The organism is Pseudomonas sp. UW4 (assembly GCF_000316175.1).
In the GTDB taxonomy this organism is placed as follows: domain Bacteria; phylum Pseudomonadota; class Gammaproteobacteria; order Pseudomonadales; family Pseudomonadaceae; genus Aquipseudomonas; species Aquipseudomonas laurylsulfatiphila.
The window spans coordinates 2,158,640-2,183,794 of the sequence record NC_019670.1; the positions used below are offsets into that span (position 1 = coordinate 2,158,640).

Annotated in this window: 27 protein-coding genes; 15 read left to right on the top strand and 12 right to left on the bottom strand. The window is 61.8% G+C overall.

The genetic code is table 11. The features are described from left to right. Window positions 1-67 precede the first annotated feature (67 nt). The 6 genes from PPUTUW4_RS09350 to cysG all read left to right on the top strand — a co-directional run bounded on the left by PPUTUW4_RS09350 (window position 68) and on the right by cysG (window position 7,770). Window positions 68-2,479, top strand: a complete 2,412-nt coding sequence (locus PPUTUW4_RS09350; protein ID WP_015094398.1) for a DNA translocase FtsK — start codon at window positions 68-70, stop codon at window positions 2,477-2,479. A gap of 65 nt (window positions 2,480-2,544) precedes the next feature. Beyond that, on the top strand, window positions 2,545-3,168 hold the full coding sequence (gene lolA, locus PPUTUW4_RS09355) for an outer membrane lipoprotein chaperone LolA (protein WP_015094399.1): 624 nt from the start codon (window positions 2,545-2,547) through the stop codon (window positions 3,166-3,168). A gap of 213 nt (window positions 3,169-3,381) precedes the next feature. After that, window positions 3,382-4,704, top strand: coding sequence for a replication-associated recombination protein A (locus PPUTUW4_RS09360; RefSeq protein WP_015094400.1), 1,323 nt, complete (start codon window positions 3,382-3,384; stop codon window positions 4,702-4,704). Beyond that, a complete protein-coding gene (gene crcB, locus PPUTUW4_RS09365) occupies window positions 4,704-5,078 on the top strand; it encodes a fluoride efflux transporter CrcB (protein ID WP_008049383.1) in 375 nt (124 codons plus the stop codon). Before PPUTUW4_RS09360 ends, crcB begins: the two co-directional genes overlap by 1 nt. A gap of 16 nt (window positions 5,079-5,094) precedes the next feature. Then, a complete protein-coding gene (gene serS, locus PPUTUW4_RS09370) occupies window positions 5,095-6,375 on the top strand; it encodes a serine--tRNA ligase (RefSeq protein WP_015094401.1) in 1,281 nt (426 codons plus the stop codon). After that, complete coding sequence (cysG, locus tag PPUTUW4_RS09375) at window positions 6,376-7,770, top strand: siroheme synthase CysG (protein WP_015094402.1); 1,395 nt, start codon at window positions 6,376-6,378, stop codon at window positions 7,768-7,770. 117 nt (window positions 7,771-7,887) lie between these two features. On the opposite strand, the gene PPUTUW4_RS09380 is transcribed toward cysG, so the two are convergent. The 9 genes from PPUTUW4_RS09380 to PPUTUW4_RS09420 all read right to left on the bottom strand — a co-directional run bounded on the left by PPUTUW4_RS09380 (window position 7,888) and on the right by PPUTUW4_RS09420 (window position 12,888). Continuing rightward, window positions 7,888-8,889, bottom strand: coding sequence for a glutathione S-transferase family protein (locus PPUTUW4_RS09380; protein WP_015094403.1), 1,002 nt, complete (start codon window positions 8,887-8,889; stop codon window positions 7,888-7,890). A 91-nt stretch (window positions 8,890-8,980) separates the two neighbouring features. Further along, a complete protein-coding gene (locus PPUTUW4_RS09385; protein WP_015094404.1) occupies window positions 8,981-9,982 on the bottom strand; it encodes a glycosyl transferase family protein in 1,002 nt (333 codons plus the stop codon). After that, window positions 9,979-10,314 carry a TusE/DsrC/DsvC family sulfur relay protein gene (locus PPUTUW4_RS09390; protein WP_015094405.1) on the bottom strand — a complete coding sequence of 112 codons (336 nt, stop codon included), beginning with the start codon at window positions 10,312-10,314 and terminating at the stop codon, window positions 9,979-9,981. Before PPUTUW4_RS09390 ends, PPUTUW4_RS09385 begins: the two co-directional genes overlap by 4 nt. After that, window positions 10,311-10,604: a sulfurtransferase complex subunit TusB gene (tusB, locus tag PPUTUW4_RS09395; protein WP_015094406.1), complete on the bottom strand. Its 294-nt coding sequence runs from the start codon at window positions 10,602-10,604 to the stop codon at window positions 10,311-10,313. The genes PPUTUW4_RS09390 and tusB overlap by 4 nt, the downstream gene beginning before the upstream one ends. Then, complete coding sequence (tusC, locus tag PPUTUW4_RS09400) at window positions 10,604-10,966, bottom strand: sulfurtransferase complex subunit TusC (protein ID WP_015094407.1); 363 nt, start codon at window positions 10,964-10,966, stop codon at window positions 10,604-10,606. The genes tusB and tusC overlap by 1 nt, the downstream gene beginning before the upstream one ends. Window position 10,967: 1 nt before the next feature. Beyond that, on the bottom strand, window positions 10,968-11,360 hold the full coding sequence (tusD, locus tag PPUTUW4_RS09405) for a sulfurtransferase complex subunit TusD (protein WP_007977064.1): 393 nt from the start codon (window positions 11,358-11,360) through the stop codon (window positions 10,968-10,970). A gap of 199 nt (window positions 11,361-11,559) precedes the next feature. Then, window positions 11,560-12,264: a YoaK family protein gene (locus PPUTUW4_RS09410; RefSeq protein WP_015094409.1), complete on the bottom strand. Its 705-nt coding sequence runs from the start codon at window positions 12,262-12,264 to the stop codon at window positions 11,560-11,562. Window positions 12,265-12,289: 25 nt separating this feature from the next. Beyond that, complete coding sequence (locus PPUTUW4_RS09415; protein ID WP_015094410.1) at window positions 12,290-12,619, bottom strand: DUF6388 family protein; 330 nt, start codon at window positions 12,617-12,619, stop codon at window positions 12,290-12,292. A 20-nt stretch (window positions 12,620-12,639) separates the two neighbouring features. Beyond that, window positions 12,640-12,888 carry a hypothetical protein gene (locus PPUTUW4_RS09420; protein ID WP_008015571.1) on the bottom strand — a complete coding sequence of 83 codons (249 nt, stop codon included), beginning with the start codon at window positions 12,886-12,888 and terminating at the stop codon, window positions 12,640-12,642. Between the two features lie 148 nt (window positions 12,889-13,036). Between PPUTUW4_RS09420 and PPUTUW4_RS09425 the strand changes: the two genes are divergently transcribed. Beyond that, window positions 13,037-13,387: a hypothetical protein gene (locus PPUTUW4_RS09425; protein ID WP_015094411.1), complete on the top strand. Its 351-nt coding sequence runs from the start codon at window positions 13,037-13,039 to the stop codon at window positions 13,385-13,387. A 134-nt stretch (window positions 13,388-13,521) separates the two neighbouring features. Here PPUTUW4_RS09425 and PPUTUW4_RS09430 read toward each other — a convergent pair whose 3' ends face one another. After that, window positions 13,522-13,947 (bottom strand): GNAT family N-acetyltransferase, encoded by a 426-nt coding sequence (locus PPUTUW4_RS09430; RefSeq protein ID WP_015094412.1) that lies wholly within the window; start codon window positions 13,945-13,947, stop codon window positions 13,522-13,524. A gap of 145 nt (window positions 13,948-14,092) precedes the next feature. Between PPUTUW4_RS09430 and PPUTUW4_RS09435 the strand changes: the two genes are divergently transcribed. Beyond that, window positions 14,093-14,530: a hemerythrin domain-containing protein gene (locus PPUTUW4_RS09435; RefSeq protein WP_015094413.1), complete on the top strand. Its 438-nt coding sequence runs from the start codon at window positions 14,093-14,095 to the stop codon at window positions 14,528-14,530. Window positions 14,531-14,587: 57 nt separating this feature from the next. Then, window positions 14,588-15,181: an NUDIX domain-containing protein gene (locus PPUTUW4_RS09440; RefSeq protein ID WP_015094414.1), complete on the top strand. Its 594-nt coding sequence runs from the start codon at window positions 14,588-14,590 to the stop codon at window positions 15,179-15,181. An 89-nt stretch (window positions 15,182-15,270) separates the two neighbouring features. Here PPUTUW4_RS09440 and PPUTUW4_RS09445 read toward each other — a convergent pair whose 3' ends face one another. Next, a complete protein-coding gene (locus PPUTUW4_RS09445) occupies window positions 15,271-15,783 on the bottom strand; it encodes a methylated-DNA--[protein]-cysteine S-methyltransferase (protein ID WP_015094415.1) in 513 nt (170 codons plus the stop codon). A 136-nt stretch (window positions 15,784-15,919) separates the two neighbouring features. Between PPUTUW4_RS09445 and ggt the strand changes: the two genes are divergently transcribed. Beyond that, window positions 15,920-17,647: a gamma-glutamyltransferase gene (gene ggt / locus PPUTUW4_RS09450; protein ID WP_015094416.1), complete on the top strand. Its 1,728-nt coding sequence runs from the start codon at window positions 15,920-15,922 to the stop codon at window positions 17,645-17,647. A 69-nt stretch (window positions 17,648-17,716) separates the two neighbouring features. Then, the gene (locus PPUTUW4_RS09455) at window positions 17,717-18,250 is read left to right on the top strand and encodes a cysteine hydrolase family protein (protein ID WP_015094417.1); all 534 of its coding nucleotides are present in this window, start codon (window positions 17,717-17,719) and stop codon (window positions 18,248-18,250) included. Between the two features lie 355 nt (window positions 18,251-18,605). Here PPUTUW4_RS09455 and PPUTUW4_RS09460 read toward each other — a convergent pair whose 3' ends face one another. Next, window positions 18,606-19,508, bottom strand: a complete 903-nt coding sequence (locus PPUTUW4_RS09460) for a LysR family transcriptional regulator (RefSeq protein ID WP_015094418.1) — start codon at window positions 19,506-19,508, stop codon at window positions 18,606-18,608. 199 nt (window positions 19,509-19,707) lie between these two features. On the opposite strand from PPUTUW4_RS09460, the gene PPUTUW4_RS09465 reads away from it, so the two are divergent. From PPUTUW4_RS09465 to PPUTUW4_RS09480, 4 genes are all read left to right on the top strand, one after another. Further along, window positions 19,708-21,207, top strand: a complete 1,500-nt coding sequence (locus PPUTUW4_RS09465; RefSeq protein ID WP_015094419.1) for a cytosine permease — start codon at window positions 19,708-19,710, stop codon at window positions 21,205-21,207. Further along, on the top strand, window positions 21,204-22,046 hold the full coding sequence (locus PPUTUW4_RS09470) for a nitrilase family protein (protein WP_015094420.1): 843 nt from the start codon (window positions 21,204-21,206) through the stop codon (window positions 22,044-22,046). Before PPUTUW4_RS09465 ends, PPUTUW4_RS09470 begins: the two co-directional genes overlap by 4 nt. Window positions 22,047-22,133: 87 nt before the next feature. Beyond that, window positions 22,134-23,156, top strand: a complete 1,023-nt coding sequence (locus PPUTUW4_RS09475; RefSeq protein ID WP_041474819.1) for a helix-turn-helix transcriptional regulator — start codon at window positions 22,134-22,136, stop codon at window positions 23,154-23,156. A gap of 201 nt (window positions 23,157-23,357) precedes the next feature. Then, the gene (locus tag PPUTUW4_RS09480; protein WP_015094422.1) at window positions 23,358-25,154 is read left to right on the top strand and encodes an amidohydrolase; all 1,797 of its coding nucleotides are present in this window, start codon (window positions 23,358-23,360) and stop codon (window positions 25,152-25,154) included. Window position 25,155 lies beyond the last annotated feature (1 nt).

A 25,155-nucleotide genomic window follows, 5' to 3' on the forward strand; every position in this document is an offset into this window, starting at 1 on the left:
CCTGGATTGGGCAGTTTTTTAGACATTCAACAGATGGACGCGCCATTGGCGCAGGAAAAGAAGCGTTTTGAAGAAATCCACCGCAGCACCTAAACCAGCCGTCGTTCCGCTCTGGCGCCAGCACTTGCACTACCGACTCAAGGAAGGTGCGCTGATCGCCATCGGTGCCCTGTGCCTGTTCCTGATGATGGCCTTGCTGACCTATGGCAAGGATGATCCGGGCTGGAGCCATAACAGCAAGATCGACGACGTGCAGAATTTCGGCGGGCCCGCGGGCTCCTACAGCGCCGATATCCTGTTCATGGTGCTGGGTTACTTCGCCTACATTTTCCCGTTGCTGCTGGCGGTCAAGGCGTACCAGATCTTCCGTCAGCGTCACGAGCCTTGGCAGTGGAGCGGCTGGCTATTCTCCTGGCGCCTGATCGGCCTGGTGTTCCTGGTGCTGTCGGGGGCCGCGCTGGCCCATATCCATTTCCATGCCGCGACCGGTCTACCGGCCGGTGCAGGCGGTGCGCTGGGCGAAAGCCTCGGCGAACTGGCGAGGAACGCGCTGAATATCCAGGGCAGTACGCTGCTGTTCATCGCATTGTTCCTGTTCGGCCTGACGGTGTTTACCGACCTGTCGTGGTTCAAGGTGATGGACATCACCGGCAAGATCACCCTCGACCTGTTCGAACTGTTCCAGGGGGCGGCCAATCGCTGGTGGGCGGCCCGTACCGAACGCAAACAGCTGGTCGCCCAGCTGCGTGAAGTCGATGACCGTATGGATGAAGTGGTTGCGCCGACCGTCACCGACAAGCGCGAGCAGGCCAAGGTCAAGGAGCGGTTGATCGAGCGTGAGCAGGCCCTGAGCAAGCACATGTCCGAGCGCGAGAAGCAGGTGCCGCCGGTGATTGCACCCGCGCCGCCAAAACCTGCCGCGCCGAGCAAACGCGTGGAAAAAGAGAAGCAGGCGCCACTGTTCGTCGACAGCGCCGTTGAAGGCACCTTGCCGCCGATCTCGATTCTCGATCCCGCGGAAAAGAAACAGCTCAATTACTCGCCCGAATCCCTGGCGGCGGTCGGTCACCTGCTGGAAATCAAGCTCAAGGAGTTCGGCGTCGAAGTGACCGTGGACTCGATCCACCCGGGTCCGGTGATTACCCGTTACGAAATCCAGCCGGCCGCCGGCGTCAAGGTCAGCCGCATCGCCAACCTGGCCAAAGACCTGGCCCGTTCCCTGGCCGTGACCAGCGTGCGCGTGGTGGAAGTGATTCCGGGCAAGACCACGGTCGGTATCGAGATTCCCAACGAAGACCGGCAGATCGTGCGTTTCTCCGAGGTATTGTCGACCCCCGAGTACGACAACTTCAAATCCCCGGTCACCCTGGCCCTGGGCCACGACATCGGCGGCAAACCGGTCATCACCGACCTGGCGAAAATGCCGCACCTGCTGGTGGCCGGTACCACCGGTTCCGGTAAGTCGGTGGGCGTGAACGCGATGATCCTGTCGATTCTGTTCAAGTCCGGCCCGGAAGACGCCAAGCTGATCATGATCGACCCGAAAATGTTGGAACTGTCGATCTACGAAGGCATTCCGCACCTGCTGTGCCCGGTGGTCACCGACATGAAGGACGCCGCCAATGCCCTGCGCTGGAGCGTTGCCGAGATGGAGCGACGCTACAAGCTGATGGCCAAGATGGGCGTGCGCAACCTGTCGGGTTTCAACGCCAAGGTCAAGGAAGCCCAGGACGCCGGCGAGCCGTTGAGCGATCCGCTGTACAAGCGCGAAAGCATCCACGACGAAGCGCCGCTCCTGCAAAAGCTGCCGACCATTGTGGTGGTGGTCGACGAATTCGCCGACATGATGATGATCGTCGGCAAGAAGGTTGAAGAACTGATCGCGCGTATCGCCCAGAAGGCGCGTGCGGCCGGCATTCACTTGATCCTCGCGACCCAGCGTCCGTCGGTGGATGTGATCACCGGTCTGATCAAGGCCAACATCCCGACCCGCATGGCTTTCCAGGTGTCGAGCAAGATCGACTCGCGGACCATCATCGACCAGGGCGGCGCCGAACAACTGCTGGGCCACGGTGACATGCTGTATATGCCGCCGGGCACCAGTCTGCCGATTCGTGTTCACGGTGCCTTCGTGTCCGACGATGAGGTTCACCGCGTGGTGGAGGCCTGGAAGCTGCGGGGCGCGCCGGAATACAACGACGATATCCTCAATGGCGTCGAAGAGGCGGGCAGTGGCTTCGAAGGCAGCAGCGGGGGCGGCGACGGTGACGATCCCGAGGCCGACGCGCTGTACGACGAAGCGGTCCAGTTCGTGCTGGAAAGCCGTCGCGCCTCCATTTCCGCGGTTCAGCGCAAGCTCAAGATCGGCTACAACCGCGCCGCGCGCATGATCGAAGCCATGGAAATGGCCGGGGTCGTGACGTCCATGAACACCAACGGTTCGCGTGAAGTCCTGGCCCCTGGCCCGGTGCGCGACTGACACGAATAGAAAGGGTGGCGCCCTTTGGCGCCGCTCGCACTCCCACGAATGTTATGAGGACTCCCATGCGTCTGATCCGCATGCTGTTGCTGCCGGTACTGGCTTTGACCACGCTCCAGGCTAACGCCGATGACAAGGATGTGGCACGCCTGACCCAACTGCTGGAAAAATCCCAGACCCTGACTGCGCGTTTTTCGCAACTGACCCTTGATGGCACCGGCACCCAGTTGCAGGAAACCTCCGGCGACATGTCCCTGCAGCGCCCGGGCCTGTTCTACTGGCACACCGATGCACCGGCCGAACAGACCATGGTGTCCGATGGCAAGAAGGTCACCCTGTGGGATCCGGACCTGGAACAGGCCACCATCAAGAACCTCGACCAGCGCCTGACCCAGACTCCGGCCTTGCTGCTGTCCGGTGACGTGTCCAAGATCAGCCAGAGCTTCGACATCAGCGCCAAGGAAGCCGGCGGCGTGATCGACTTCACCCTGAAGCCGAAGACCAAGGACACCCTGTTCGACAGCCTGCGCCTGTCGTTCCGCAATGGTCTGGTCAACGACATGCAACTGATCGACAGTGTCGGCCAACGCACCAATATCCTGTTCACCGGGGTGAAGGCCAACGAGCCGATCCCGGCATCCAAATTCAAGTTCGACATCCCCAAGGGTGCGGACGTGATCCAGGAATAACCACGGAGCCTGTGGGAACGGGCTTCTGTGGTGAGGGGGCTTGCCCCCGTTGGGCCGCGAAGCGGCCCCATAACCTGCAATTGCGTTGTATCAGGCACACCGCATGCAGAGTTTTTACGACTGCTTCGCAGCCGAACGGGGGCAAGCCCCCTCGCCACAGTATTTTGCCAGACATGAAAGCTACGTAATAAGACGAGGTTTTAAACGTACGTGATGGACCTGTTTCGCAGCACCCCCATCGCCCAGCCCCTGGCCGCCCGCCTGCGCGCGGCCAACCTGGACGAGTACGTCGGTCAGGAACACGTGCTCGCTCGCGGCAAGCCCTTGCGCGAAGCGCTGGAGCAGGGTGCCCTGCATTCGATGATTTTCTGGGGACCGCCGGGTGTGGGCAAAACCACCCTGGCGCGATTGCTCGCGGAAGTCTCGGATGCGCACTTCGAAACGGTCTCGGCGGTGCTGGCCGGGGTCAAGGAGATCCGTCAGGCGGTGGAAATCGCCAAGCAGCAGGCCGCGCAGTACGGCCGCCGCACCATTCTGTTCGTCGACGAAGTGCATCGTTTCAACAAGTCCCAGCAGGACGCGTTCCTGCCTTATGTCGAGGATGGCACGCTGATTTTCATCGGCGCGACCACGGAAAACCCTTCGTTCGAACTCAATAACGCCTTGCTGTCCCGCGCCCGCGTCTACGTGCTCAAGAGCCTCGACGAAGCGGCCCTGCGCAAACTGGTGCAGCGCGCGCTGACCGAAGAGCGGGGCCTGGGCAAGCGCAACCTGACCCTCAGCGATGAAGGCTTCCAGATGCTGCTGTCGGCCGCGGACGGCGATGGTCGACGCCTGCTCAACCTGCTGGAAAACGCCTCGGACCTGGCCGAAGACAACAGCGAGATCGGCACCGAGCTCCTTCAGAGCCTGCTCGGCGACACCCGTCGACGCTTCGACAAGGGTGGCGAAGCCTTCTACGACCAGATATCCGCGCTGCACAAATCGGTGCGCGGCTCCAACCCCGACGGCGCGCTGTACTGGTTCGCGCGCATGATCGACGGCGGTTGCGACCCGCTGTACCTGGCCCGGCGCGTGGTGCGCATGGCCAGCGAAGACATCGGCAACGCCGACCCGCGCGCCCTGAGCCTGTGCCTGGCGGCCTGGGAAGTGCAGGAGCGTCTCGGCAGCCCCGAAGGCGAACTGGCGGTGGCCCAGGCCATCACCTACCTGGCCTGCGCGCCAAAAAGCAACGCGGTGTACATGGGCTTCAAGACCGCACTGCGCGCCGCCGCCGAACATGGCTCGCTGGAAGTGCCGCTGCACCTGCGCAACGCGCCGACCAAGCTGATGAAACAATTGGGCTATGGCGACGAATACCGCTATGCCCACGACGAGCCGGATGCTTACGCCGCCGGGGAAGACTATTTCCCCGAAGAACTCGACCCGATTCCGTTCTATCAGCCGGTGCCCCGTGGCCTGGAGTTGAAGATCGGCGAAAAACTCAACCACTTGGCAAAACTCGACCGTTTAAGCCCCCGGCAGCGGAGAAAATAGTGCTTCCCTTGATCGTTGCGGTTTCCGTCGGCGGGATGGCCGGCACGCTGTTGCGCTTTGCCACGGGTAACTGGATCAACGCGAATTGGCCGCGGCACTTCTATACCGCGACGCTGGCCGTTAATATCGTGGGCTGTTTGCTGATCGGCGTTCTATACGGTCTGTTTTTGATACGCCCGGAGGTGCCTATCGAGGTGCGCGCCGGGTTGATGGTCGGCTTCCTCGGGGGGCTGACGACTTTTTCATCCTTTTCACTGGATACGGTGCGCCTGCTGGAAAGCGGGCAAGTGCCGCTGGCCCTGGGCTATGCGGCACTCAGCGTATTCGGCGGGCTGCTTGCCACCTGGGCCGGCCTGTCCTTGACCAAACTTTGATAAACGAGAAACCGACATGCTCGATTCCAAACTGTTACGTAGCAACCTTCAGGACGTAGCGGACCGCCTGGCATCCCGTGGCTTTGTGCTGGATGTTGCGCGCATCGAAGCGCTGGAAGAACAGCGCAAGACCGTCCAGACCCGCACCGAAGCACTGCAGGCTGAACGTAACGCGCGCTCCAAATCCATCGGTCAGGCCAAGCAGCGTGGCGAAGACATCGCGCCGCTGATGGCGGATGTCGAGCGCATGGCGGGCGAATTGAGCGCCGGTAAAGTCGAACTGGACGCGATCCAGACCGAACTGGACTCGATCCTGCTGGGTATTCCCAACCTGCCGCACGAATCCGTGCCGGTTGGCGAAGACGAAGACGGCAACGTCGAAGTGCGCCGTTGGGGGACCCCGACTGCCTTCGATTTCCCGGTTCAGGACCACGTTGCCCTGGGTGAGAAGTTCGGCTGGCTGGACTTCGAAACCGCCGCCAAGCTGTCCGGCGCCCGTTTCGCCCTGCTGCGTGGCCCGATCGCCCGTCTGCACCGCGCCCTGGCGCAGTTCATGATTAACCTGCACGTCACCGAGCACGGCTACGAAGAGGCCTACACGCCTTACCTGGTCCAGGCCCCGGCGCTGCAAGGCACCGGTCAGCTGCCGAAGTTCGAAGAAGACCTGTTCAAGATCGCCCGCGAAGGCGAGGCCGACCTGTACCTGATCCCGACCGCCGAAGTGTCGCTGACCAACATCGTCGCCGGAGAAATCGTCGATTCGAAACTGCTGCCGATCAAGTTCGTCGCCCACACGCCGTGCTTCCGCAGTGAAGCCGGCGCATCGGGTCGTGATACCCGCGGCATGATCCGTCAGCACCAGTTCGACAAGGTTGAAATGGTGCAGATCGTCGAGCCGTCGAAGTCGATGGAAGCGCTGGAAGGCCTGACCGCCAACGCCGAGAAAGTCCTGCAACTGCTGGAACTGCCTTACCGCACCCTGGCGCTGTGCACCGGCGACATGGGCTTCAGCGCGGTCAAGACCTACGACCTGGAAGTGTGGATCCCGAGCCAGGACAAGTACCGCGAAATCTCATCGTGCTCCAACTGTGGCGACTTCCAGGCCCGCCGCATGCAGGCGCGCTTCCGCAACCCGGAAACCGGCAAGCCGGAACTGGTACACACCCTGAACGGCTCCGGCCTGGCAGTGGGTCGCACCCTGGTGGCGGTGCTGGAGAACTATCAGCAGGCCGACGGTTCGATCCGTGTGCCCGAGGTTCTCAAGCCGTACATGGGTGGCCTTGAGGTCATCGGCTAAATGAAATATCTGCCGCTGTTTCACAACCTTCGCGGCAGTCGTGTGTTGGTCGTCGGCGGGGGGGAAATTGCCTTGCGCAAATCCCGCCTGCTGGCCGATGCCGGTGCGCAGCTGCGGGTGGTTGCACCTGAAATCGAAGCACAACTGCGCGAACTGGTTGCCGGCAGCGGTGGCGAGTGCCTGTTGCGTGGCTACGCCGAGGCGGACCTGGACGGTTGCGGGCTGATCATTGCCGCCACCGACGACGAAGCGCTGAATGCACAAGTCTCCGCCGATGCCCATCGGCGTTGCGTGCCGGTCAACGTCGTGGACGCGCCGGCCCTGTGCAGCGTGATCTTCCCGGCCATCGTTGACCGTTCCCCGTTGATCATTGCCGTGTCCAGCGGTGGCGATGCGCCGGTGCTGGCACGCTTGATCCGCGCCAAGATCGAAACCTGGATTCCTTCCACCTACGGTCAACTGGCCGGTCTGGCGGCGCGTTTTCGTCACCAGGTCAAAGGCCTGTTTCCGGATGTGCAGCAGCGTCGGGCATTCTGGGAGGATGTTTTCCAGGGCCCGGTTGCCGATCGGCAACTGGCCGGGCAGGGCGCTGAAGCCGAGCGATTGCTCCAGGCGAAAATCGATGGTGAAGCCCCTGTGGCGACCGGTGAGGTCTATCTGGTGGGCGCAGGGCCAGGTGATCCCGATCTGCTGACGTTCAAGGCACTGCGTCTGATGCAGCAAGCCGACGTGGTGCTGTACGACCGTCTGGTGGCACCGGCGATTCTCGAACTGTGCCGTCGCGACGCCGAGCGGGTTTACGTCGGCAAGCGCCGTTCCGATCACGCGGTGCCGCAGGATCAGATCAACCAGCAATTGGTGGACCTGGCCAAACAGGGCAAGCGTGTAGTGCGACTGAAGGGCGGCGATCCGTTCATCTTCGGTCGTGGCGGTGAAGAGATCGAAGAATTGGCGGCCCATGGCATCCCGTTCCAGGTCGTGCCGGGGATCACCGCGGCCAGTGGTTGCGCGGCCTATGCCGGGATTCCGCTGACCCACCGCGATTACGCGCAGTCGGTGCGCTTTGTCACCGGGCACCTGAAGGACGGCTCAACCGATTTGCCGTGGGCCGATCTGGTCGCGCCGGCGCAGACGCTGGTGTTCTACATGGGCCTGGTGGGCTTGCCGATCATCTGCGAGCAGTTGATCAAGCATGGTCGCGGTGCTGATACCCCTGCGGCGTTGATCCAGCAGGGCACAACGGTCAACCAGCGCGTCTTCACCGGAACCCTGGCCGACTTGCCACGATTGGTGGCGGAGCATGAAGTGCATGCGCCGACCCTGGTGATCGTCGGTGAAGTGGTGCAACTGCGCGAGAAACTGGCGTGGTTCGAAGGGGCTCAGGGGCAGGTCTAGAGACCGAGTTGCCCCCATTCGCGAGCAGGCTCGCTCCCACAGGGGATTTGTGAACGACACAGATCCAATGTGGGAGCGAGCCTGCTCGCGATGGGGCCTTCAAAAGCACCGAATTACTCAACCTCTGCGCCAAACCCCTTTCCCACTCAACCGCTCCCGATCATGGGCCACGGTAAAGTCCTGCGCCGGCCCCTTGGGCACCACACCCGTCGGGTTGATGGTGCGATGGCTTGCGTAGTAGTGGTGCTTGATGTGTTCAAAATCCACCGTCTCGGCAATCCCCGGCCACTGATAGATCTCCCGCAGCCAGTTCGACAGGTTCGGATAATCCGCAATCCGCCGCAGGTTGCACTTGAAGTGCCCGTAGTACACCGCATCGAAGCGAATCAGCGTGGTGAACAGGCGGATGTCCGCTTCGGTCAGGTATTCGCCAGCCAGATAGCGGTTGGCGCCCAGCAGCAGCTCCAGGCGGTCCAGTTCGGCAAACACCTCGTCGAAGGCTTGTTCATAAGCCTGTTGCGAGGTGGCAAACCCGGCGCGGTACACGCCATTGTTCACCGCCGGATAAATCCGCTCGTTCAACGCATCGATCTCACCGCGCAGCGGCGCCGGGTAGAAGTCCAGGTCGTTACCGGTCAGATCGTCGAAGGCACTATTGAACATGCGGATGATTTCCGATGATTCATTGTTGACGATGCGTTTGTGCTGTTTGTCCCACAGCACCGGCACGGTGACGCGGCCGCTGTAGTCGGCGGTATCGGCGGTGTAGCGCTGGTGCATGAAGTCGAAGTGATCGAGCTTGTCGCCGGTGGAGCCCAGGGCTTTGTCGAAGGTCCAGCCGTTTTCCAGCATCAGCCAACTGACCACCGAAACGTCGATCAGGCTTTCGAGGCCTTTGAGTTTGCGCAGGATCAGGGTGCGATGGGCCCACGGACAGGCCAGGGACACGTATAGGTGATAGCGACCGGGTTCTGCGGCAAAACCGCCGACGCCGGTCGGTCCCGGCTTGCCATCTGCGGTCAGCCAGTGGCGACGCTGCGCCTGTTCACGCTGGAACGCGCCGTCCTTGCTGCTTTCGTACCACTTGTCCTGCCAGCGGCCATCGACTAACAAACCCATGTTCAAGACTCCCGAAGCCAATAATCGTTGGAGTCGAGTCTATTCCCATGGGTTCGAACAAAAAGCGCAAAGATCGGGCGTGAATTATCGGTTAAATCGATTTGTTGCGCGCGGCCCAGTATTGCCCGGCGGTTTCAAAGGCCTGTTCGCGGCTCTGGCCGAGTCCACGCAGGGCCAGGGCCATGGTCGAGATCAGGGCCATTTGCGGGTAGCTGTCGACCACATCGCCACGCCACACCGCTTTCAGGTGCTCGGGATCGAGCGAGGCGGGTTTGACATGACGTTGCGCCGATAACTGCGGCCATTCCTCGTCCCAGCTCTGGCCGCCAGTGGTGCCGTACAGATGGCTGTCGGCGTCCGGGTTGATCTCGATTTCGCCGCCATCGCCCTTGATCACGATCGCGGTATCGCCGAGCAAGCCGCTGGCATCGCGATGCACGGCCTGATAGCCGGGGTGGAAAATGCTCTGCAGGCCGCAACGCGCACCCAGCGGATTGAGAATCCGCGCCAGCGAGTGGATCGGCGAGCGCAGACCGAGGGTGTTGCGCAGGTCGATCATCCGTTGCAGCTGCGGTGCCCAGTCCACCAGCGGCATGAAGGCCAGGCCGCCGTTATCCAGCGCGGAGCCGACCTGTTGCCAGTTGCGGCACAGCGGGATGTTCAACTCACCCAGCAGTTGCTCGCTGTACAAGCGACCGGCCGTGTGGGCGCCGCCGCCATGCATGAAAATCCGCACGCCGTTTTGCGCCAGGCACTTGGCCGCCAACAGGTACCACGGCAAGTGCCGTTTCTTGCCGGCGTAGGTCGGCCAGTCCAGGTCCACCGCCAGCGCCGGAGGGTTCAGGCGTTCGCGCAAGGCTTCGGTGAACCCGGCCATTTCCTCGGCGCTTTCTTCCTTGTGCCGCAACAGCATCAGGAATGCGCCGAGCTGGGTTTCCTCGATCTTTTCATCGAGCACCATGCCCATGGCCTCGCGGGCCTCGACCCGGGTCAAGTCACGGGCGCCGCGCTTGCCTTTGCCAAGGATCCGCACGAATTGGGCGAACGGGTGCTCGGCGGGCGTTTCGAGGGTCAGTGCTGGGTAATCGGTCATAAGCAATTCGTCGGTTTGGGCAGGCCCGCCAGCTTCGCGGCGAGTTTGGCGGGGGTGCCTTTGAACAGTCGGTTCAGGTGCAGGCTGTTGCCTTTTTCCGGGCCGAGTTTCAATGCGGTGTACTTGATCAACGGGCGGGTGGCCGGTGACAACTGGAACTCGGCGTAGAAACTGCGCAGCAGTTCGAGGACTTCCCAGTGCTCGGGCGTCAACTCGATGTCTTCGGCAGCCGCCAGGGCGCTGGCCACATCGGCAGACCAGTCATTCAGTTCGACCAGGAAGCCGTCCTTGTCCAGCTCGATGGCGCGGGCGCCGACCGTCAATGCATTCATAGCCAACTGTTGACCTTGTCATAGTGAATCGACAGTTCGACGAAGGCCGGGTAATCGATGGCCCGGGCCCAGTCCGGAACCACCAGCGCACGGGCCTGGGCATCTTCGGTCAGGACGAACAGCTTCAGGCCACGGGTGCTGAGTGCCGTGAACGGTACAGTGCCTGGTTGCAACGCATAGGCGGCATCGCCGGACAGCAGCAAGCCGTCGTTGGCACCGATCACGCGCAGGCAACTGGTCAGGCGTTCGTCAGCGAACGGGGAGTGAGACAACACATGTAAAGTCGACATCAGAGGGTGATCACCTGGTCGTAACGATCAATGAGGGCGGTGATTTCGTGGGCGGCCAACACCCGGGCTTCTTCCAGCGCCAGGCCGCTCGGGTCGAGGCCGCGCCGGGCGATGCTGTCGCCACAGGCGAACAGTTCCTCGACACCGAACATCGGCAGGGCTTGCAGGTTGGCGCTCAGGTCTTTTTGTTGCAAGGCCCTGGCGTTCTGGCTGGCGGCGAGCTGGAACACGCCGTCATCGAGAAACAACAGGCCAATCGGCAGATCGAAGGCCCCGCCGGCCAGCACGATATCCAGCGCTTCCCGCGCGCCCGGGCCGGACCATGGCGACTGGCGGCTGATGATCAATATGGATTTGGCCATGTCATGCGCCTCCGAAACAGATCAGGCGGTCGGCATCCTGCGCCGCATCATGCAATTGGCCGAGGCCGGACAATTCCCACGGCGCACCGACGGCAACAGCCTCGCGTTGATAGCGCCGGGCTTCTTCTTCATTCAAGACTCCACGACGCAGGGCGGCGGCGATGCACACCACACCGTCGAGTTGGTGGTCGCTGACAAAGGCGCGCCATTGCTTGGGCAAGTCCGCTTCATCCTGGGGCGTGACCACGCTGGCGGACGCGTTGTAGACACCATCCTGATAGAAAAACAGCCGGACGATCTCATGCCCGCCGGCCAGCGCCGCTTGGGCGAACAGCAGGGCGCGGCGCGAGGAGGGCGCATGGGCGGCGGAAAACACGGCGATGGCGAACTTCATGACAGACTCGATCAGCGAAACTGCGGCCATGATAAAGCTTTATCGGCGGGGCGGCCAAAGTGATGTTGTCCGGGCGGGCCTCTTCGCGAGCAGGCTCGCTCCCACAAGGGATTTGTGTCGGATACAAATCAGCAATCACCACAGGTCCACTGTGGGAGCGAGCCTGCTCGCGAAGGCGGCACCACAGTCAACACCAGTCTCAGCGCGGCATGTACCCCAACTGCCAGCGCCGCGGGATCTTCAACGACAATACCCCGAGCGCGGCAGCCAGCAGGCCACTGGCAAACAACGCCTTGAGCCCCAGGTGATGTTCCAGCACGGCACCGAGTACCGCACCGGCGAACATGCCGGTCCATGGGATCAGTTGCACGCGCCAGCCGTTACGGCGCTCGCCGAGCATCCAGCGGCCCAGTCCGCGGCCGAAACGCGACAGGGCGCCGGTAACGTAAGTCAGGCCCACCGGCAGGCCGTTCACTTCTTCCACCGCGGCGTTGAGCATGCCCATTGCAATGATCGCCGCCAGCAGGGCCGGCAGTTGCGCCTCATAAGGCCAGGCTGCGGCGGCGCACAGCAGGGTGGCGATGCACAACAGCAGCGGCAGGGCCCGACGGCGACCCAGGCGGCTGACGATAATGCCCAGCGCGTTGCCGACGATGAAGGTGGCGACGAGTATCACCAGGCGCAAGGTCAAGCCAAGGTCGCCAGTGCTGATGGCGACAGCCATCCGGGTGGTGTTGCCGCTCATGAACGAGACGAAGTCGCCGCTGGCCATGAAGCCGATGGCGTCGGTCATGCCGGCGAGTACCGAGAGCATGGCCACCAGGCTCAGGCCTATGCGCCCGCGCCATTTCTGCGTGTGCAAGTGACCGGGGCTGGCGTGGGTCCTGGCGGTGTTGGGCAGCATGGGCGACGGCATCCTTGAACAGTGCTTAGGGTTTTATCCCATTCAACTCGCAATACTCGAGCCAGTCCATACCGGCCATTTCCGCGACTTCCCGGTGCACTTCCAGGCGCTGCGCTTCGTAGTCTTCGGCCGTAGCAGCCGTCAGTTGCAGCGTCAGCTCCCAGGCGAACAATCCTTGCCGTTCTGCCTCGGCTTCGAAGGCTTCGTGCAAGCGTTCGTCGCGGTACTGCGCCGGGGTTTCACCCTTGGCCTGGGCCTGCAACGGGTTGAGGTTGTCGAGGTCGTGGCGCAACTCGGGGCGTTCGTCGAGAAATCGCTTCAGTGCCTGCTCATGTTGCTGCTCGGTTGCCGCCATGGTCGCTCCTTGAGAACGGATTACGAGGATTGCTTCTTGCTGGCCTTGGCCGCTGCCGCCAGGCATTCGAGGGCAAACTGTTCGGTGTAGGTCATCTGGATCGGCGTGGTTTCGCCTTTGACGGTTCTTTCGCCGTCGAGGATGTAGCGAATCCGCTTGTCGGTGACGCCGATTCGCTTGGCGATCCAGGACGGCGTCTGCCCGATCTGGCTGATCAGCTTGTCGGCATATTCAGTGCTCGGTTTGTAGAACTCGGCATTAGGTGTCATCAGATTTCCAGTCAGGGCTGCGATGGGGCGATATTGGCGCGACAGGGTGCGCGAATCGTTGTGCGCTGTCGCGCTATAAATGCAGTAAAGCAGAACGATACGGGCTGCCGGGGTGATAAAGTCCGCTTTTTCCCGATGAGTGAATGCAATGCGAATTCTGATGGTGGCGCTGGCCGTGACCTTGCTGGCCGGATGCGCCAGCTCGGCGATGAACGACGCCCGCACCAAGGCCCCGTACAAAACCCTGAACTCGGAAAAACCGGGAAAGGACGTTGCCCAGTGCGTGCAGTTTTCCTGGCAGGACGAGGCTGTGTTCGGCGTTGATGCCGCCGCCTATCTGGAGCCTGGCGAGAAGGGCGGCACGACCGTTTATACCCGTTCGGCGGAGTCCTTCGTCGACGTGACCACCGATGCCTCGGGCACGGTGTTGAGCTACTACGCACAGAAGGATGATTTCGTGGCCAAGCGCCGCTTGGCGGCGTTGGCGACTTGCCTCTGATCTGACGCTGTACCCCCCTGTAGGAGCGAGCTTGCTCGCGATGGTCGACAACGAAAACGCTGGGTGCCTGACACCCCGCGGTGTTCCGGTTTTTTTCGCGAGCAAGCTCGCTCCTACAGGGGGGGCGGTATGGATCAATAGCTCAGGCGCTTCTGGAAGAAGAAGTGCTTGTGCCCCGGCGGGTAATCGGCAATGTGCCCGATCTCGCTGTAGCCGCATTTCTTGTAGAACTCCGGCGCCTGGAATTCGAAGGTGTCGAGCCACAGACCGACGCAATGCCGTTCCCGCGCCAGGTCCTCGGCCATCTGCATCAGTTTCGAACCCAGGCCCTGTCCCCGTGCCTGTTCCGGCACCACCAGCAAGTCGATGTACAGCCACTGGTAAAACAATCGGCCATGCAGGCCGCCGAGGATCTCGTCGTTGTCGTCGCGCACCAGCAAGGCGATGTGCTCGGGCACGTTGCCTTCGGCCTTCGAGCCGTTGTAGGCGCGCAATGGCTTGAGGATGGCCTGGCGTTGTTCTTCCGTGGGGTTTTGCGACAGTTCGATACGCAGGTTCATGGCTATATCCTTATGGCAGTGAAGCCGCAGCCTATCCCGGTTGCTGTGATTGTTCCATCCCCGGGAAAGTTGAACCGTCGCCAACGCACAGCTGTCATTCCTTAAGACGCGTCACTCCAGACGCCGCTGATGAGGACAACGCCCCGTGAACATTTTTGAAGCCTTGCGCGAAAGCCACGAACGCCAACGGACCTATGCCAAGGCGCTGATCCATACCAGCGGCGATACGCCTGAGCGGGTCGAGGCGTACAAGCAACTCAAGTCAGAATTGCAGGCTCACGCCACGGCCGAAGAGCGGCATTTCTACATTCCGCTGATGAAGTTCGACAACGGGGTCGACCTCAGCCGTCATGGCATCGCCGAACATCACGAAATGGACGAAATGATGGAGGCGCTCGATGACACCGAAATGTCCAGCCCGGCCTGGCTGGTGACCGCGAAGAAGCTTTCGGAGAAGGTGCATCACCACCTCGAGGAAGAAGAGCAGAAGTTCTTCCAGATGGCCGGCAAGCTGCTCGACGACAAACAGAAAGAGTCGTTGGCCGGGCAATACGAGAAGGAGTACAAGGCGCAGCTTGCTTGAGGAGGCAGGTTTTCACCTAACATGTGCACTCTCTGACAAATAACAGGACGCGTTGTCATGTCGAACACAACCGAGCGGGTCAACATCCTTGAGTCCCAGGTGTTGTCCCACGACTGGTACCTGCTGAAGAAAATCACCTTCGATTACCAACGCAACAACGGCGAGTGGCAACGCCAGACGCGAGAGGTCTACGACCGTGGCAACGGCGCGGCGATTCTCTTGTACAACCGCGAAAAGAAAACCGTGGTACTGACCCGGCAATTTCGCCTGCCGGTGTTCGTCAACGGTCACGACGGGCTGTTGATCGAAGTGGCGGCGGGGTTGCTGGAAGGCGCGGCGCCTGAAGACCGCATCCGCGATGAAGCGGAGGAAGAAACGGGTTACCGCGTGCACCATGTGCAGAAGGTGTTCGAAGCGTTCATGAGCCCCGGTTCGGTGACGGAAAAACTGCACTTCTTCATTGCCGAATACGACGCCAGGTTGAAAGTCAGCGACGGTGGCGGGCTGGAGGCGGAAACCGAAGAACTGGAAGTGCTGGAGTGGGCGTTCGACGACGCCCTCGAAGCGTTCTACCGTGGCGAGATCTGCGACGCCAAGACCATCATGCTGCTGCAGTATGCGGCGATGAAAAACCTTTTCAACCAATCCTGATCTCCCCGTAGGAGCTGCCGCAGGCTGCGATCTTTTGATCTTTTCAATGCAAGATCAAAAGATCGCAGCCTGCGGCAGCTCCTACAAGGTCAAAAGCCGGGCAGGCGCGCGGTGCCGGGCGTTTGCCCGCCTTCAAGGGTGAGCAACAACGCCTTCGCTTCCAGCCCGCCGGCAAACCCGGTGAGCTTTCCCGACGCACCAATCACCCGGTGACACGGCGCCACGATCGAAATCGGGTTCTTGCCATTCGCCGCACCCACCGCCCTGACCGCCGCCGGGTTGCCGATCTGTTCGGCGATCTGGCTGTAGCTGCGGGTCTCGCCGAACGGGATGGTCAGCAGCGCCGCCCAGACCTTTTTCTGAAATTGCGTGCCGGCAAAGTCCAGTTCCAGTTCGAAGCGATCGCGGGTGCCGGAAAAATATTCGCTTAGTTGCGCGGCGGTGCGCACCAGGATCGGGTTGTCCGGCGCCTCGCTCATCGGGCCAAGGCGCACCCGCCCGGGTTTGTCGTTTTCCCAGAGGATGGCTGCCAGTCGCGAACCGTTCGCCACCAGCTTCAACTGGCCGACCGGGGAAGCCACGGTGATGCAGGTATAGGTCATGCCAGGGCTCGCGGGAAATGGCTGAACAAGCGTTAAGGATACTGTGTCGACGAGGAGGCGCAATACGTAATCCCGACCATACTTGCTCACTGATTTTGAAGCGTTCCCCTGGTTAATAACAAGAAGAGACCGACTCATGAAGTACGAACCTTTTGCCAAATCGCTGATTGCGACCTCATTGGCTCTCAGCTGCCTGACTGCTCACGCCGCCTCCGTGGCCCCGGCGACGGGGGAAAACGGCATGGTGGTCACCGCCCAGCACCTGGCCAGCCATGTGGGCGTGGATGTGCTCAAGAACGGCGGCAACGCGGTCGATGCAGCGGTCGCGGTCGGCTATGCGCTGGCGGTGGTGTACCCCGCGGCAGGCAACCTCGGCGGCGGCGGTTTCATGACCATTCAGTTGGCGGACGGGCGCAAGACCTTCCTCGACTTCCGTGAAAAAGCGCCGCTGGCCGCCACCGCCAACATGTACCTGGACAAGGACGGCAACGTCGTTCCCGATCTCAGTACCCGTGGCCACCTGGCCGTGGGTGTGCCGGGTACCGTTTCGGGCATGGAACTGGCGCTGTCCAAGTACGGCACCAAGCCGCGCAAGGAAATCATCGCCCCGGCCATCAAGCTGGCCGAAGACGGTTTCGTACTGGAGCAGGGCGACGTCGATCTGCTGGACTACGCCACCGACATGTTCAAGAAGGACATCAAGGATTCCGGCTCGATCTTCCTCAGTAACGGCGAGCCGATGCAGGTCGGCCAGAAGCTGGTGCAAAAGGACCTGAGCAAAACCCTGCGGGAAATCTCCGAGAAAGGCGCCGACGGCTTCTATAAGGGCTGGGTGGCCGACGCCATCGTCACCTCCAGCCAGGCCAACAAGGGCATCATCACCCAGGCCGACCTCGACAAATACAAGACCCGCGAACTGGCGCCCATCGAGTGCGACTACCGTGGCTACCACGTGGTCTCGGCACCGCCACCGAGCTCCGGCGGCGTGGTGATCTGCCAGATCATGAACATTCTCGAAGGCTATCCGATGAAGGATCTGGGCTATCACTCGGCCCAGGGCATGCACTATCAGATCGAAGCAATGCGCCACGCCTATGTGGACCGCAACAGCTACCTGGGCGATCCGGATTTCGTGAAGAACCCGATTGCCCACCTGCTGGATAAAAACTACGCGACCAAGCTGCGCGAAGCGATCAATCCACAAAAAGCCGCGGTATCGAGTGAGCTCAAGCCCGGCGTAGCGCCTCATGAAGGCAACAACACCACGCATTACTCCATCGTCGACAAGTGGGGCAACGCGGTGTCGGTGACCTACACCCTCAACGACTGGTTCGGCGCGGGCGTGATGGCGAGCAAGACCGGGGTCATCCTCAACGATGAAATGGACGACTTCACCTCGAAAATCGGCGTGCCGAACATGTACGGCCTGGTGCAGGGCGAGGCCAATGCCATCGCACCCGGCAAGGCGCCGCTGTCGTCCATGAGCCCGACCATCGTCACCAAGGACGGCAAAGTGGTGATGGTGGTCGGCACTCCGGGTGGCAGCCGCATCATCACCGCGACCTTGCTGACCATGCTCAACGTGATCGACTACGGCATGAACATCCAGGAAGCGGTGGATGCACCGCGTTTCCACCAGCAGTGGCTGCCGGAGGAGACCAACCTGGAAGCCTTCACCACCAGCCCGGACACGGTGAAGATCCTCGAAAGCTGGGGACACAAGTTTGCCGGTCCACAGGACGCCAACCACCTGGCGGCGATCCTCGTCGGTGCGCCGTCCCTGGGTGGCAAGCCGGTGGGCAAGAACCGTTTCTACGGGGCGAACGACCCTCGGCGCAACACCGGGTTGTCGCTGGGTTATTGAGGGTTGTGCCCGGAGGGGGACGGGCTTATGTTCGTCCCCTGAACCATCGACCGTTCAAGGAAGGAAATCATGACCACTGCGTTGTTAATCATCGACGTCCAGCAGGCCTTGTGTTGCGGTGAGTACGAGTGCTTCGAGATCGGACGGGTCATCAACACCATCAATGACCTGTCAGCCCGGGCGCGCAAGGCCGGCGTGACAGTGGTGCTGATCCAGCACGAAGAAGTGGGCAGTCCGCTGACGCATAAGGCTGCCGGTTGGCAACTGGCCGAAGGGCTGCAAACCTCGCCCAAGGACCTGCTCGTACGCAAGACCACTCCGGATTCGTTCTACAAGACCCACCTGCAAAAACAGTTGCCGGAGCAAGAATTCGAGCGCCTGGTCATCTGTGGTTTGCAAACCGATTACTGCATCAATACCACCGTGCGCCAGGCCCTGAAACTGGGCTACGACGTGGTGCTGGCGAGCGACGCACATTCCACCGTCGACAACGGCAACCAGACCGCCGAAGACATCATCGCCGAACACAACAAGGACCTTGCAAAGCTGACCGGTTCCGTGGCGCGGATCGATGTGGTCCCGGCCAAGGACATCCATTTCTGAAACCACCGCATCCCCCTGTGGGAGCGGGCTTGCCCGCGATGAGGCCAGCACATTCAACATAGATGCTGGCTGACCCACCGCCTTCGCGAGCAGGCTCGCTCCCACAGTAATCCCGGTTGCCCGCAGATGATGCGTACACCCACTAACCCTGTGGGAGCGGGCTTGCCCGCGATGAGGCCAGCACATTCAACATTGATGCTGGCTGACCCACCGCCTTCGCAAGCAGGCTCCCACAGTAATCCCGGTTGCTCGCAGATGTTGCGTACACCCACTAACCCTGTGGGAGCGGGCTTGCTCGCGAAGGCGCCATTACAGCCAGCGTTGATGTCAGCTGACCCACAGCTCCCACAGGGCCCTACACCGCTCCGAAAATCTCGATCAGCTCGTTGAGGAACGCACTCACCAGATCCTTCTGACGAGATGAATGCCGCACCGCTGCATGAAAGCTCACCTCATAACGCAGCAGATCCGGGTTCAGCGGGTGCAATTGCCCCAGCTGTTCATGCCGGGTCGCGTAGTGCTGTGGCAGAAACCCCAGGTGCTGGCCGGACAGGATCAGCAGGGCGGCGCCGTCCATGCTGTCGGTGAGCACGGTCAGGCGTTCGATGGAGGTGGGGGCCGGCATCTCCGGCAGCGGATGGCTCGGCCAGACCCAGTCAAAGCCGCTGACATCTTCGCGGGTCAGTGCGCCGACCTGGCCGAACAGCGGATGCGAGGGGGCGCAGTAGGCAATCTGGGTTTCCGGGAACAGCGGGAAATAATCGATGCTGGGCAAGCGGTGCCAGAAGTAACCAATGGCCAGGTCGATATGGCCGTTGATGATTTTCTCTTCCAGCAGGGACGACGACAGCTCGGTGAAATGGAAGTACAGCCCCTCGTGCCGAGCCCGCAAACGGGCAATGGCCAGGCCGATTTTCTTGTTCGCCACCGGATCGATTTGCCCCAGCAGGCCGATGTTGATGCTGCCCGAGACTTTGCGGTTGATGTGCTGTACCTCGACCCGGAATCCTTCGGCCGCCGCCAGCAAGCGTCGGGCCGCCTCGATGAACTGCGTGCCTTTGGGCGTGACGGAAAACCCGCCACGCCCGCGTTCGCACAGACGAAAACCGACCCGCGCTTCCAGCGTCGCCAATTGCGCGCTGATCGTCGGTTGCGTGGCGTTGAGGGCGGTTTGCGCCGCCGAGATGCCGCCCGCCTCGACGACGGTCAGAAATACCCGGATCAGACGCAGATCCAGCTCCGTTACAGTTCCCAGCATGAGGGCTCCCGATTGTCGATTACATAGGTGCTGATCTATGTGAACAGTGTGCCTGCGATATTTTATTGCCCGGACTCACACCCTACATTGCCGTGAAACCAGCGTCATCGTCAGCTTTTTCTGGAGTTTCACCCGATCTGGACGTCGTAGCGAGCGCTGTAACCACAAAAACAACAAACACCAGCATAGGAACAATCGTATGTCAGGTTCCCCAGTGTCTGCGCGCGCCGCCGAGGCGAGTGGCGGATTGGCCATCGAAGGCCACTCCATCGATTACATTCCGGAAAACGAACGTCACGCCAAACTCGGCAGCCAGGGGCCGTTCTGGTTCCTGGGCAACTTCCACTTCTTCACCATCTCCATCGGCTTTGTCGGCCCGAGCCTCGGCTTGTCCGCACTGTGGACCATGCTCGCCGGTGCCCTGGGCATCATGTTCGGCACCATTTTCATGGCGTTCCACGGCTCCCAGGGCCCGGAAATGGGCCTGCCGCAGATGATCCAGTCCCGCGCCCAGTTCGGCTATCGCGGGGTGATCCTGGCGTTGATGGCGACGATGTTCGTATTCGTCGGTTTCAACGTGGTCAACATCTCGCTGATCATGAACGGCCTTGAACATGTTTTCGGCATCGACCCGACCATCGTCGCCGTCACCGTGGTGCTGATCGGTGCGCTGTTGTCGATCTACGGCCACGACCTGATGCACAAGGCGTTCAAGTGGGCCTTGCTGGCGACCTTGCCGCTGTACGCCCTGGTGACCATCGCCCTGATGTTCGGTGCGGGTCAGGAAGGTGTCACGCCGGCGACCGATCTGGGCTTCAACTGGGTGGCCTTCGCCACGTTGTTCGCCATCGGTGCCAGCTACAACATTTCCTATGCGCCCTACGTGTCCGACTATTCCCGTTACCTGCCGAAAAACACCAGCCGGGTGAAATTGATCGCGGCGGTGTTCATCGGTGCCTCGTTGTCCGGCAGCTGGATGATCGGCCTCGGCGCCTGGCTGGCGCAGCAGTTGAAAGCAGCGGATGCACTGGTGGCGTTGAATCAGGTCGGTTCTTCCATGGTGCCGGGGTTGGGCAATCTGCTGGTGATCGTCTCGGTGGCGGGCTTCCTGCCGATCATCGCGCTCAACACCTACAGCGCCATGCTGACGCTGCTGACCGGTGTCGACTCGATCCGGAAAATCACCCCGACACCCCGCGCCCGTGTGCTGTCGATCAGTGTGATCAGCGTGGTTCTGTTGACCTGCGTGCTGTCGATCAAAGGGGACGGCATCGCGCTGTTGAACACCTTCCTGGTGCTGTTGCTGTACTTCCTCGTGCCGTGGACCGCCGTCAACCTGGTGGACTACTTCTTCGTGCGCAAGGGCCGCTATGCGATCCCGCATTTCTTCACGCCGAAGGGCATCTACGGCGCCTGGCAATTTCGCGGAATCGTCTCGTACCTGATCGGCTTCGCCGCGATGGTGCCGTTCTTCTACATCTTCGATGCCGCCGCCGGCAAAGAGGTTTTTGTCGGCCCGCTGGCGCGGGTGCTCGAAGGCGTGGACATCGCCTGGCTGGTGGGCCTGGTGGTCTCGGGGCTGACCTATTACCTGCTCAGCCGTTCGATTGACCTGGCCGCCGAACGCCGGGTGATCGATGCCCTGAGCGAGAGCGACATCGTCGCCATGACCCATTCATCTGCGGAGGCAGGGCGTTGAACAACGCAAAAAATACCCTGGTCGCCTGTTGCCAACTGGCACCGAAAATAGGTGACCTGGCCTACAACCGCACGCTCACCGAGCGCGCGATTCGCCAGGCGGCGCACCAGGGCGCGCAAGTCGTCGTGCTGCCTGAGCTGGTGCAGAGCGGCTATCTGTTTGCCGACCGCGACGAAGCGCTGAGCCTGGCGGAAACCGTTGACGGTCCGACCTTGCAGTTATGGCAGGCCCTGGCCCGTGAGCTGAACCTGGTGATCGTCGGCGGCTTCTGCGAACGCCTGCCCGGCGATGAGCTGGCCAACAGCGCGGCGATGATCGACGCCAATGGCCTGCGTGCGGTGTACCGCAAGGCGCATCTGTGGGATGCCGAAAAGGACATCTTCACCGCTGGCGATGCACCGCCGCCGGTGGTCGAAACGCTGCATGGACGGCTCGGCATGCTGATCTGCTACGACCTGGAATTCCCCGAGTGGGTGCGACTGCCGGCACTGGCTGGCGCCGATCTGTTGTGTGCGCCGGTCAACTGGCCCGACGGTCCGCGGCCGCAGACCGAGCGCCCGGCGGAAGTCTTGCGGGTGCAGGCCAATGCCTCGGTGAACCGCATGTTCATTGCAGCATGCGATCGCTATGGCCATGAACGCGGGGTCGGCTGGGTGCAAGGGTCGGTCATCGTCGATGCTGACGGTTACCCCTTGGCCGGGCCGGCGGAGCAGGGCGGCGAGCAAATCCTGCTGGCGACGCTGAACCTCGCCGAAGCGCGCAACAAACGCATCAGCGCCCGCAACGACCTGCATCAGGACCGCCGGCCACAGTTGTATGGGTTGCACAGCACTTTGTAACCGATGATGTCATTGCGTGCTGGACGCCCGTCAGGGGCCTATGGCATCGTCGAAACGAAAGGCCATGCAGTGAACGGGATCGCAATGATGGGGGCGGGAAATAAAGTCGACGGTGACGCAACGATGGTCACGCTCAAGGCGTTCAATCATTGCGTACTGCACCTTGGTCGGCTGGCGCGGGAGAGCGGCGCGTCGCGGTTCATCGCCGATGGCCTGCAGGCCTTCGGTCAACTGGTGCCCTTCGCCTCTGCCTGGTGGGGCGAAATGTCTGCGCCAGGTCCTGAGGTGCCCATGCAAAGCTGGATGCATGGCAGCATCAATCTCCCTGAATCCTTTGCCGCCGAATGGCATCCGGTGGCGGCCAACGATCAGTTCTCCTACGCCACGCTCAATCATCCCGGTGAAGTGGTGCGCGACAAGGGTTTCACCGACCCTTGCGAGGCAGTCAATGATTTCGCCCGGCGCTTCGATCTCTATCACTTGATGAGCATCACCTACGAATTGCCCGAAAGCGGCCTGATGTTTTTCGTCTGCCTCTACCGGGGTGAGGATGAACAGGCGTTCGAGGAGAACGAAGCCGAGCTGTTTTTGGCGTTCTGCGATCACCTGTTCCAGCTGTGGCGGTTCCAGGTGCAGGACATGATTCGCTTCGACAGCGAAAATGGCGCGAGTGATTTTGGCATCGCGCGTATGGACGGCAGTCTGCTCTATGTGGGGGCCAGGTTGTGCGTCGCCATCCAGCGCGAACTGCCCGGCTGGAGCGGTTCCACGCTGCCACCTGAGGTGATCGCGCAATTGTCCAAAGCCCCCTGCGTGATCCGTCTGGGTCGCTGCGCCCTGACCCTGAGCCCCAACGCCGAACACGTCATCCTGTCCCTCGAAGCCCCCTCGGGCGGGGATGGCCTGGCACCTCGGGAGCGCACGGCAGCGATGCTGTTCGCCGCCGGCCATTCCTACAAAGAGATCGCCAAACTCCTCGCCTTGAGCCCCGCGACCGTGCGCACCTATCTGCGTAACTGCTACTTGCAGCTCGGTGTGAAAAGCAAGGTGGAATTGGGCTCGGTCCTGCGCTCGCCGGGCGCGCTGACGGAGTCCGTGCGCCGGGATTAATCCCAGCCGTTTCAATTATTTGCCTGACCCCTCCTCATTTGCAGAGGTCCATTCGAACGCTGCGCCCTATAGGGTAGGCCCTGTCTATACAAGGGCTTGTGCAGCCGTTCGGGCCGCTTCAAAACAATAAGAACAGGGGTGAGGCATTTGAGACTTTCCAGGTTGTTCATCGCCGTTGCGTCGACAACGGCATTTTCCTGCATGGCATGGGGCGCGACGCCCGCCGACACGGTCATGCGCAATGGCTACGTCTACACGGTCGATGGCCAGAATTCCGTGCAACAGGCCATCGCGATTTCCGCCGGCAAGATTGTCTACGTGGGCAGCGATGCCGGGGTCGACGGCTACATCGGCAAGCAAACCCAACTGATCGACCTGGCCGGGCGCATGCTGATGCCAGGCTTCGTCGATGCGCACATGCACCCGGGGGATGGCGGTCGCGCCATGACGCTGTGCGACCTGAAATACCAGACCATGACCCGTGCGCAGTTTCAGGCGAGCATCCAGGCCTGCCTCGATGCCGAGAAGGACAAGGGCCCGGATGTCTGGCTGGAAGTCGGCAGCTGGGACCGCATGGGCATGACCGGGCTTGACGGCGACGCCGACAAGTCGACCCTGGACGCGCTCAAGACCAAGCGTCCGATCCAGGTGCGCTCTACCGATTTTCACACCGTGCTGACCAACTCTCGCGGCCTGGAGCTGGCCGGGATCAACAAGAACACCGCCGACCCCGAAGACGGCAAGTACCGACGTGACAGCGCCGGCAATCCGAACGGCATCTGCGAGGACGGCGCCGCCGAGTCGTTGGCTGCCATGGTGCCGCCCGCCACCGATGCAGAAAAACTCAACCAGACCCGTGCTGCCCTCGACGCCATGCGCCAACAGGGCATCACCAGCTTCTTCGATGCCCTGTCGGGACCGGAAAGCGCCAAGGCCTTCACCAACCTGCAAAAGTCCGGCGAACTGACCGCCCGAGCCTTGCTGGCGATCAAGCTGGACCCGGCCGCCGCTGCCGCCGACCCGGTGAAAACCATCGCCGAGGCCAAGGCCCTGGCCAACACCTACGACCAGGGCGAAGTGCATGTCGCGCCGGGCGTGAACATGCGCCACGTCAAACTGTTCATGGACGGCATCATCAATGCCCCGGCGGACACCGGCGCCATGTTGACCCCGTATCTGCACAACAGCGGCACCGAACAGGCGCCGAAGTGGACGCCGGGCAAGAACCTGGGCGAATTGTACTTCCCGCCGCAGGTGCTCAATCCGCTGTTGCTGCAAGCGGTCAAGGCCGGTTTCGATCCGCACCTGCACGCCACCGGCGAGCGCGCGGTGCGCGATGCACTGGACAGCGTCGCCTACGTGCGCAAGGAACTGCCCGGTCAGGACTTGCGCCCGGCCATCGCGCACGCCGAGTCGGTCGACCCTGCCGACTACCCACGCTTCAAGGCACTGGACGTCACGGCCACCATGTCGTTCCAGTGGGCGCAGCAGGCACCGTCCACGGTCGACGGCACCAGCGATCACCTCGGCGCCGAGCGATTCGAACGCATGGAGCCCTCGGGCAGCATCGCCCATGCCGGTGGCCGTGTGGCGTTTGGCAGCGACTGGCCGGTCGATCCCCTCGATGAGTTCCTGGCGCTGAAAGTCGGTGTTACCCGCTCCGGCGACCCCACCAATCCGCATAGCTATGGACCCAAGTATGCCGGGCGACTCAACAGCGATCCGGCCATGTCGCGAGCCGAAGTGCTGCGCAGCATCACCCTCAATGCCGCCCAGCAGCTGAAGCTGGATGCGGTGCTGGGTTCGGTCGAAGTCGGCAAGTTCGCTGACCTGATCGTGCTCGACAAGAACTTCATGCAGGTGCCCGAGGAGGAGCTGGGCCGCAATGGCGTGCTGCTGACGCTGGTCGGCGGCAAGGTCGTGTGGGCCAAGGCGCCGTTCCTGGGGCTTGCGCCGAATGTGGTTTCCCAGGCTGTTACTTCCCGATCCGCCCAATAAA

Coding starts and splice junctions, on each gene's coding strand:
- tusB (WP_015094406.1), bottom strand. CDS start 10,604: ATGTCGACTTTACATGTGTTGTCTCACTCCCCGTTCGCTGACGAACGC.
- serS (WP_015094401.1), top strand. CDS start 5,095: ATGCTCGATTCCAAACTGTTACGTAGCAACCTTCAGGACGTAGCGGAC.
- PPUTUW4_RS09380 (WP_015094403.1), bottom strand. CDS start 8,889: ATGGGTTTGTTAGTCGATGGCCGCTGGCAGGACAAGTGGTACGAAAGC.
- PPUTUW4_RS09445 (WP_015094415.1), bottom strand. CDS start 15,783: ATGACCTATACCTGCATCACCGTGGCTTCCCCGGTCGGCCAGTTGAAG.
- tusC (WP_015094407.1), bottom strand. CDS start 10,966: ATGGCCAAATCCATATTGATCATCAGCCGCCAGTCGCCATGGTCCGGC.
- ggt (WP_015094416.1), top strand. CDS start 15,920: ATGAAGTACGAACCTTTTGCCAAATCGCTGATTGCGACCTCATTGGCT.
- PPUTUW4_RS09425 (WP_015094411.1), top strand. CDS start 13,037: ATGCGAATTCTGATGGTGGCGCTGGCCGTGACCTTGCTGGCCGGATGC.
- PPUTUW4_RS09410 (WP_015094409.1), bottom strand. CDS start 12,264: ATGCTGCCCAACACCGCCAGGACCCACGCCAGCCCCGGTCACTTGCAC.
- PPUTUW4_RS09440 (WP_015094414.1), top strand. CDS start 14,588: ATGTCGAACACAACCGAGCGGGTCAACATCCTTGAGTCCCAGGTGTTG.
- PPUTUW4_RS09415 (WP_015094410.1), bottom strand. CDS start 12,619: ATGGCGGCAACCGAGCAGCAACATGAGCAGGCACTGAAGCGATTTCTC.
- PPUTUW4_RS09455 (WP_015094417.1), top strand. CDS start 17,717: ATGACCACTGCGTTGTTAATCATCGACGTCCAGCAGGCCTTGTGTTGC.
- PPUTUW4_RS09465 (WP_015094419.1), top strand. CDS start 19,708: ATGTCAGGTTCCCCAGTGTCTGCGCGCGCCGCCGAGGCGAGTGGCGGA.
- PPUTUW4_RS09475 (WP_041474819.1), top strand. CDS start 22,134: ATGGGGGCGGGAAATAAAGTCGACGGTGACGCAACGATGGTCACGCTC.
- PPUTUW4_RS09385 (WP_015094404.1), bottom strand. CDS start 9,982: ATGACCGATTACCCAGCACTGACCCTCGAAACGCCCGCCGAGCACCCG.
- PPUTUW4_RS09430 (WP_015094412.1), bottom strand. CDS start 13,947: ATGAACCTGCGTATCGAACTGTCGCAAAACCCCACGGAAGAACAACGC.
- tusD (WP_007977064.1), bottom strand. CDS start 11,360: ATGAAGTTCGCCATCGCCGTGTTTTCCGCCGCCCATGCGCCCTCCTCG.
- lolA (WP_015094399.1), top strand. CDS start 2,545: ATGCGTCTGATCCGCATGCTGTTGCTGCCGGTACTGGCTTTGACCACG.
- PPUTUW4_RS09390 (WP_015094405.1), bottom strand. CDS start 10,314: ATGAATGCATTGACGGTCGGCGCCCGCGCCATCGAGCTGGACAAGGAC.
- PPUTUW4_RS09460 (WP_015094418.1), bottom strand. CDS start 19,508: ATGCTGGGAACTGTAACGGAGCTGGATCTGCGTCTGATCCGGGTATTT.
- PPUTUW4_RS09420 (WP_008015571.1), bottom strand. CDS start 12,888: ATGACACCTAATGCCGAGTTCTACAAACCGAGCACTGAATATGCCGAC.
- PPUTUW4_RS09480 (WP_015094422.1), top strand. CDS start 23,358: ATGGCATGGGGCGCGACGCCCGCCGACACGGTCATGCGCAATGGCTAC.
- cysG (WP_015094402.1), top strand. CDS start 6,376: ATGAAATATCTGCCGCTGTTTCACAACCTTCGCGGCAGTCGTGTGTTG.
- PPUTUW4_RS09360 (WP_015094400.1), top strand. CDS start 3,382: ATGGACCTGTTTCGCAGCACCCCCATCGCCCAGCCCCTGGCCGCCCGC.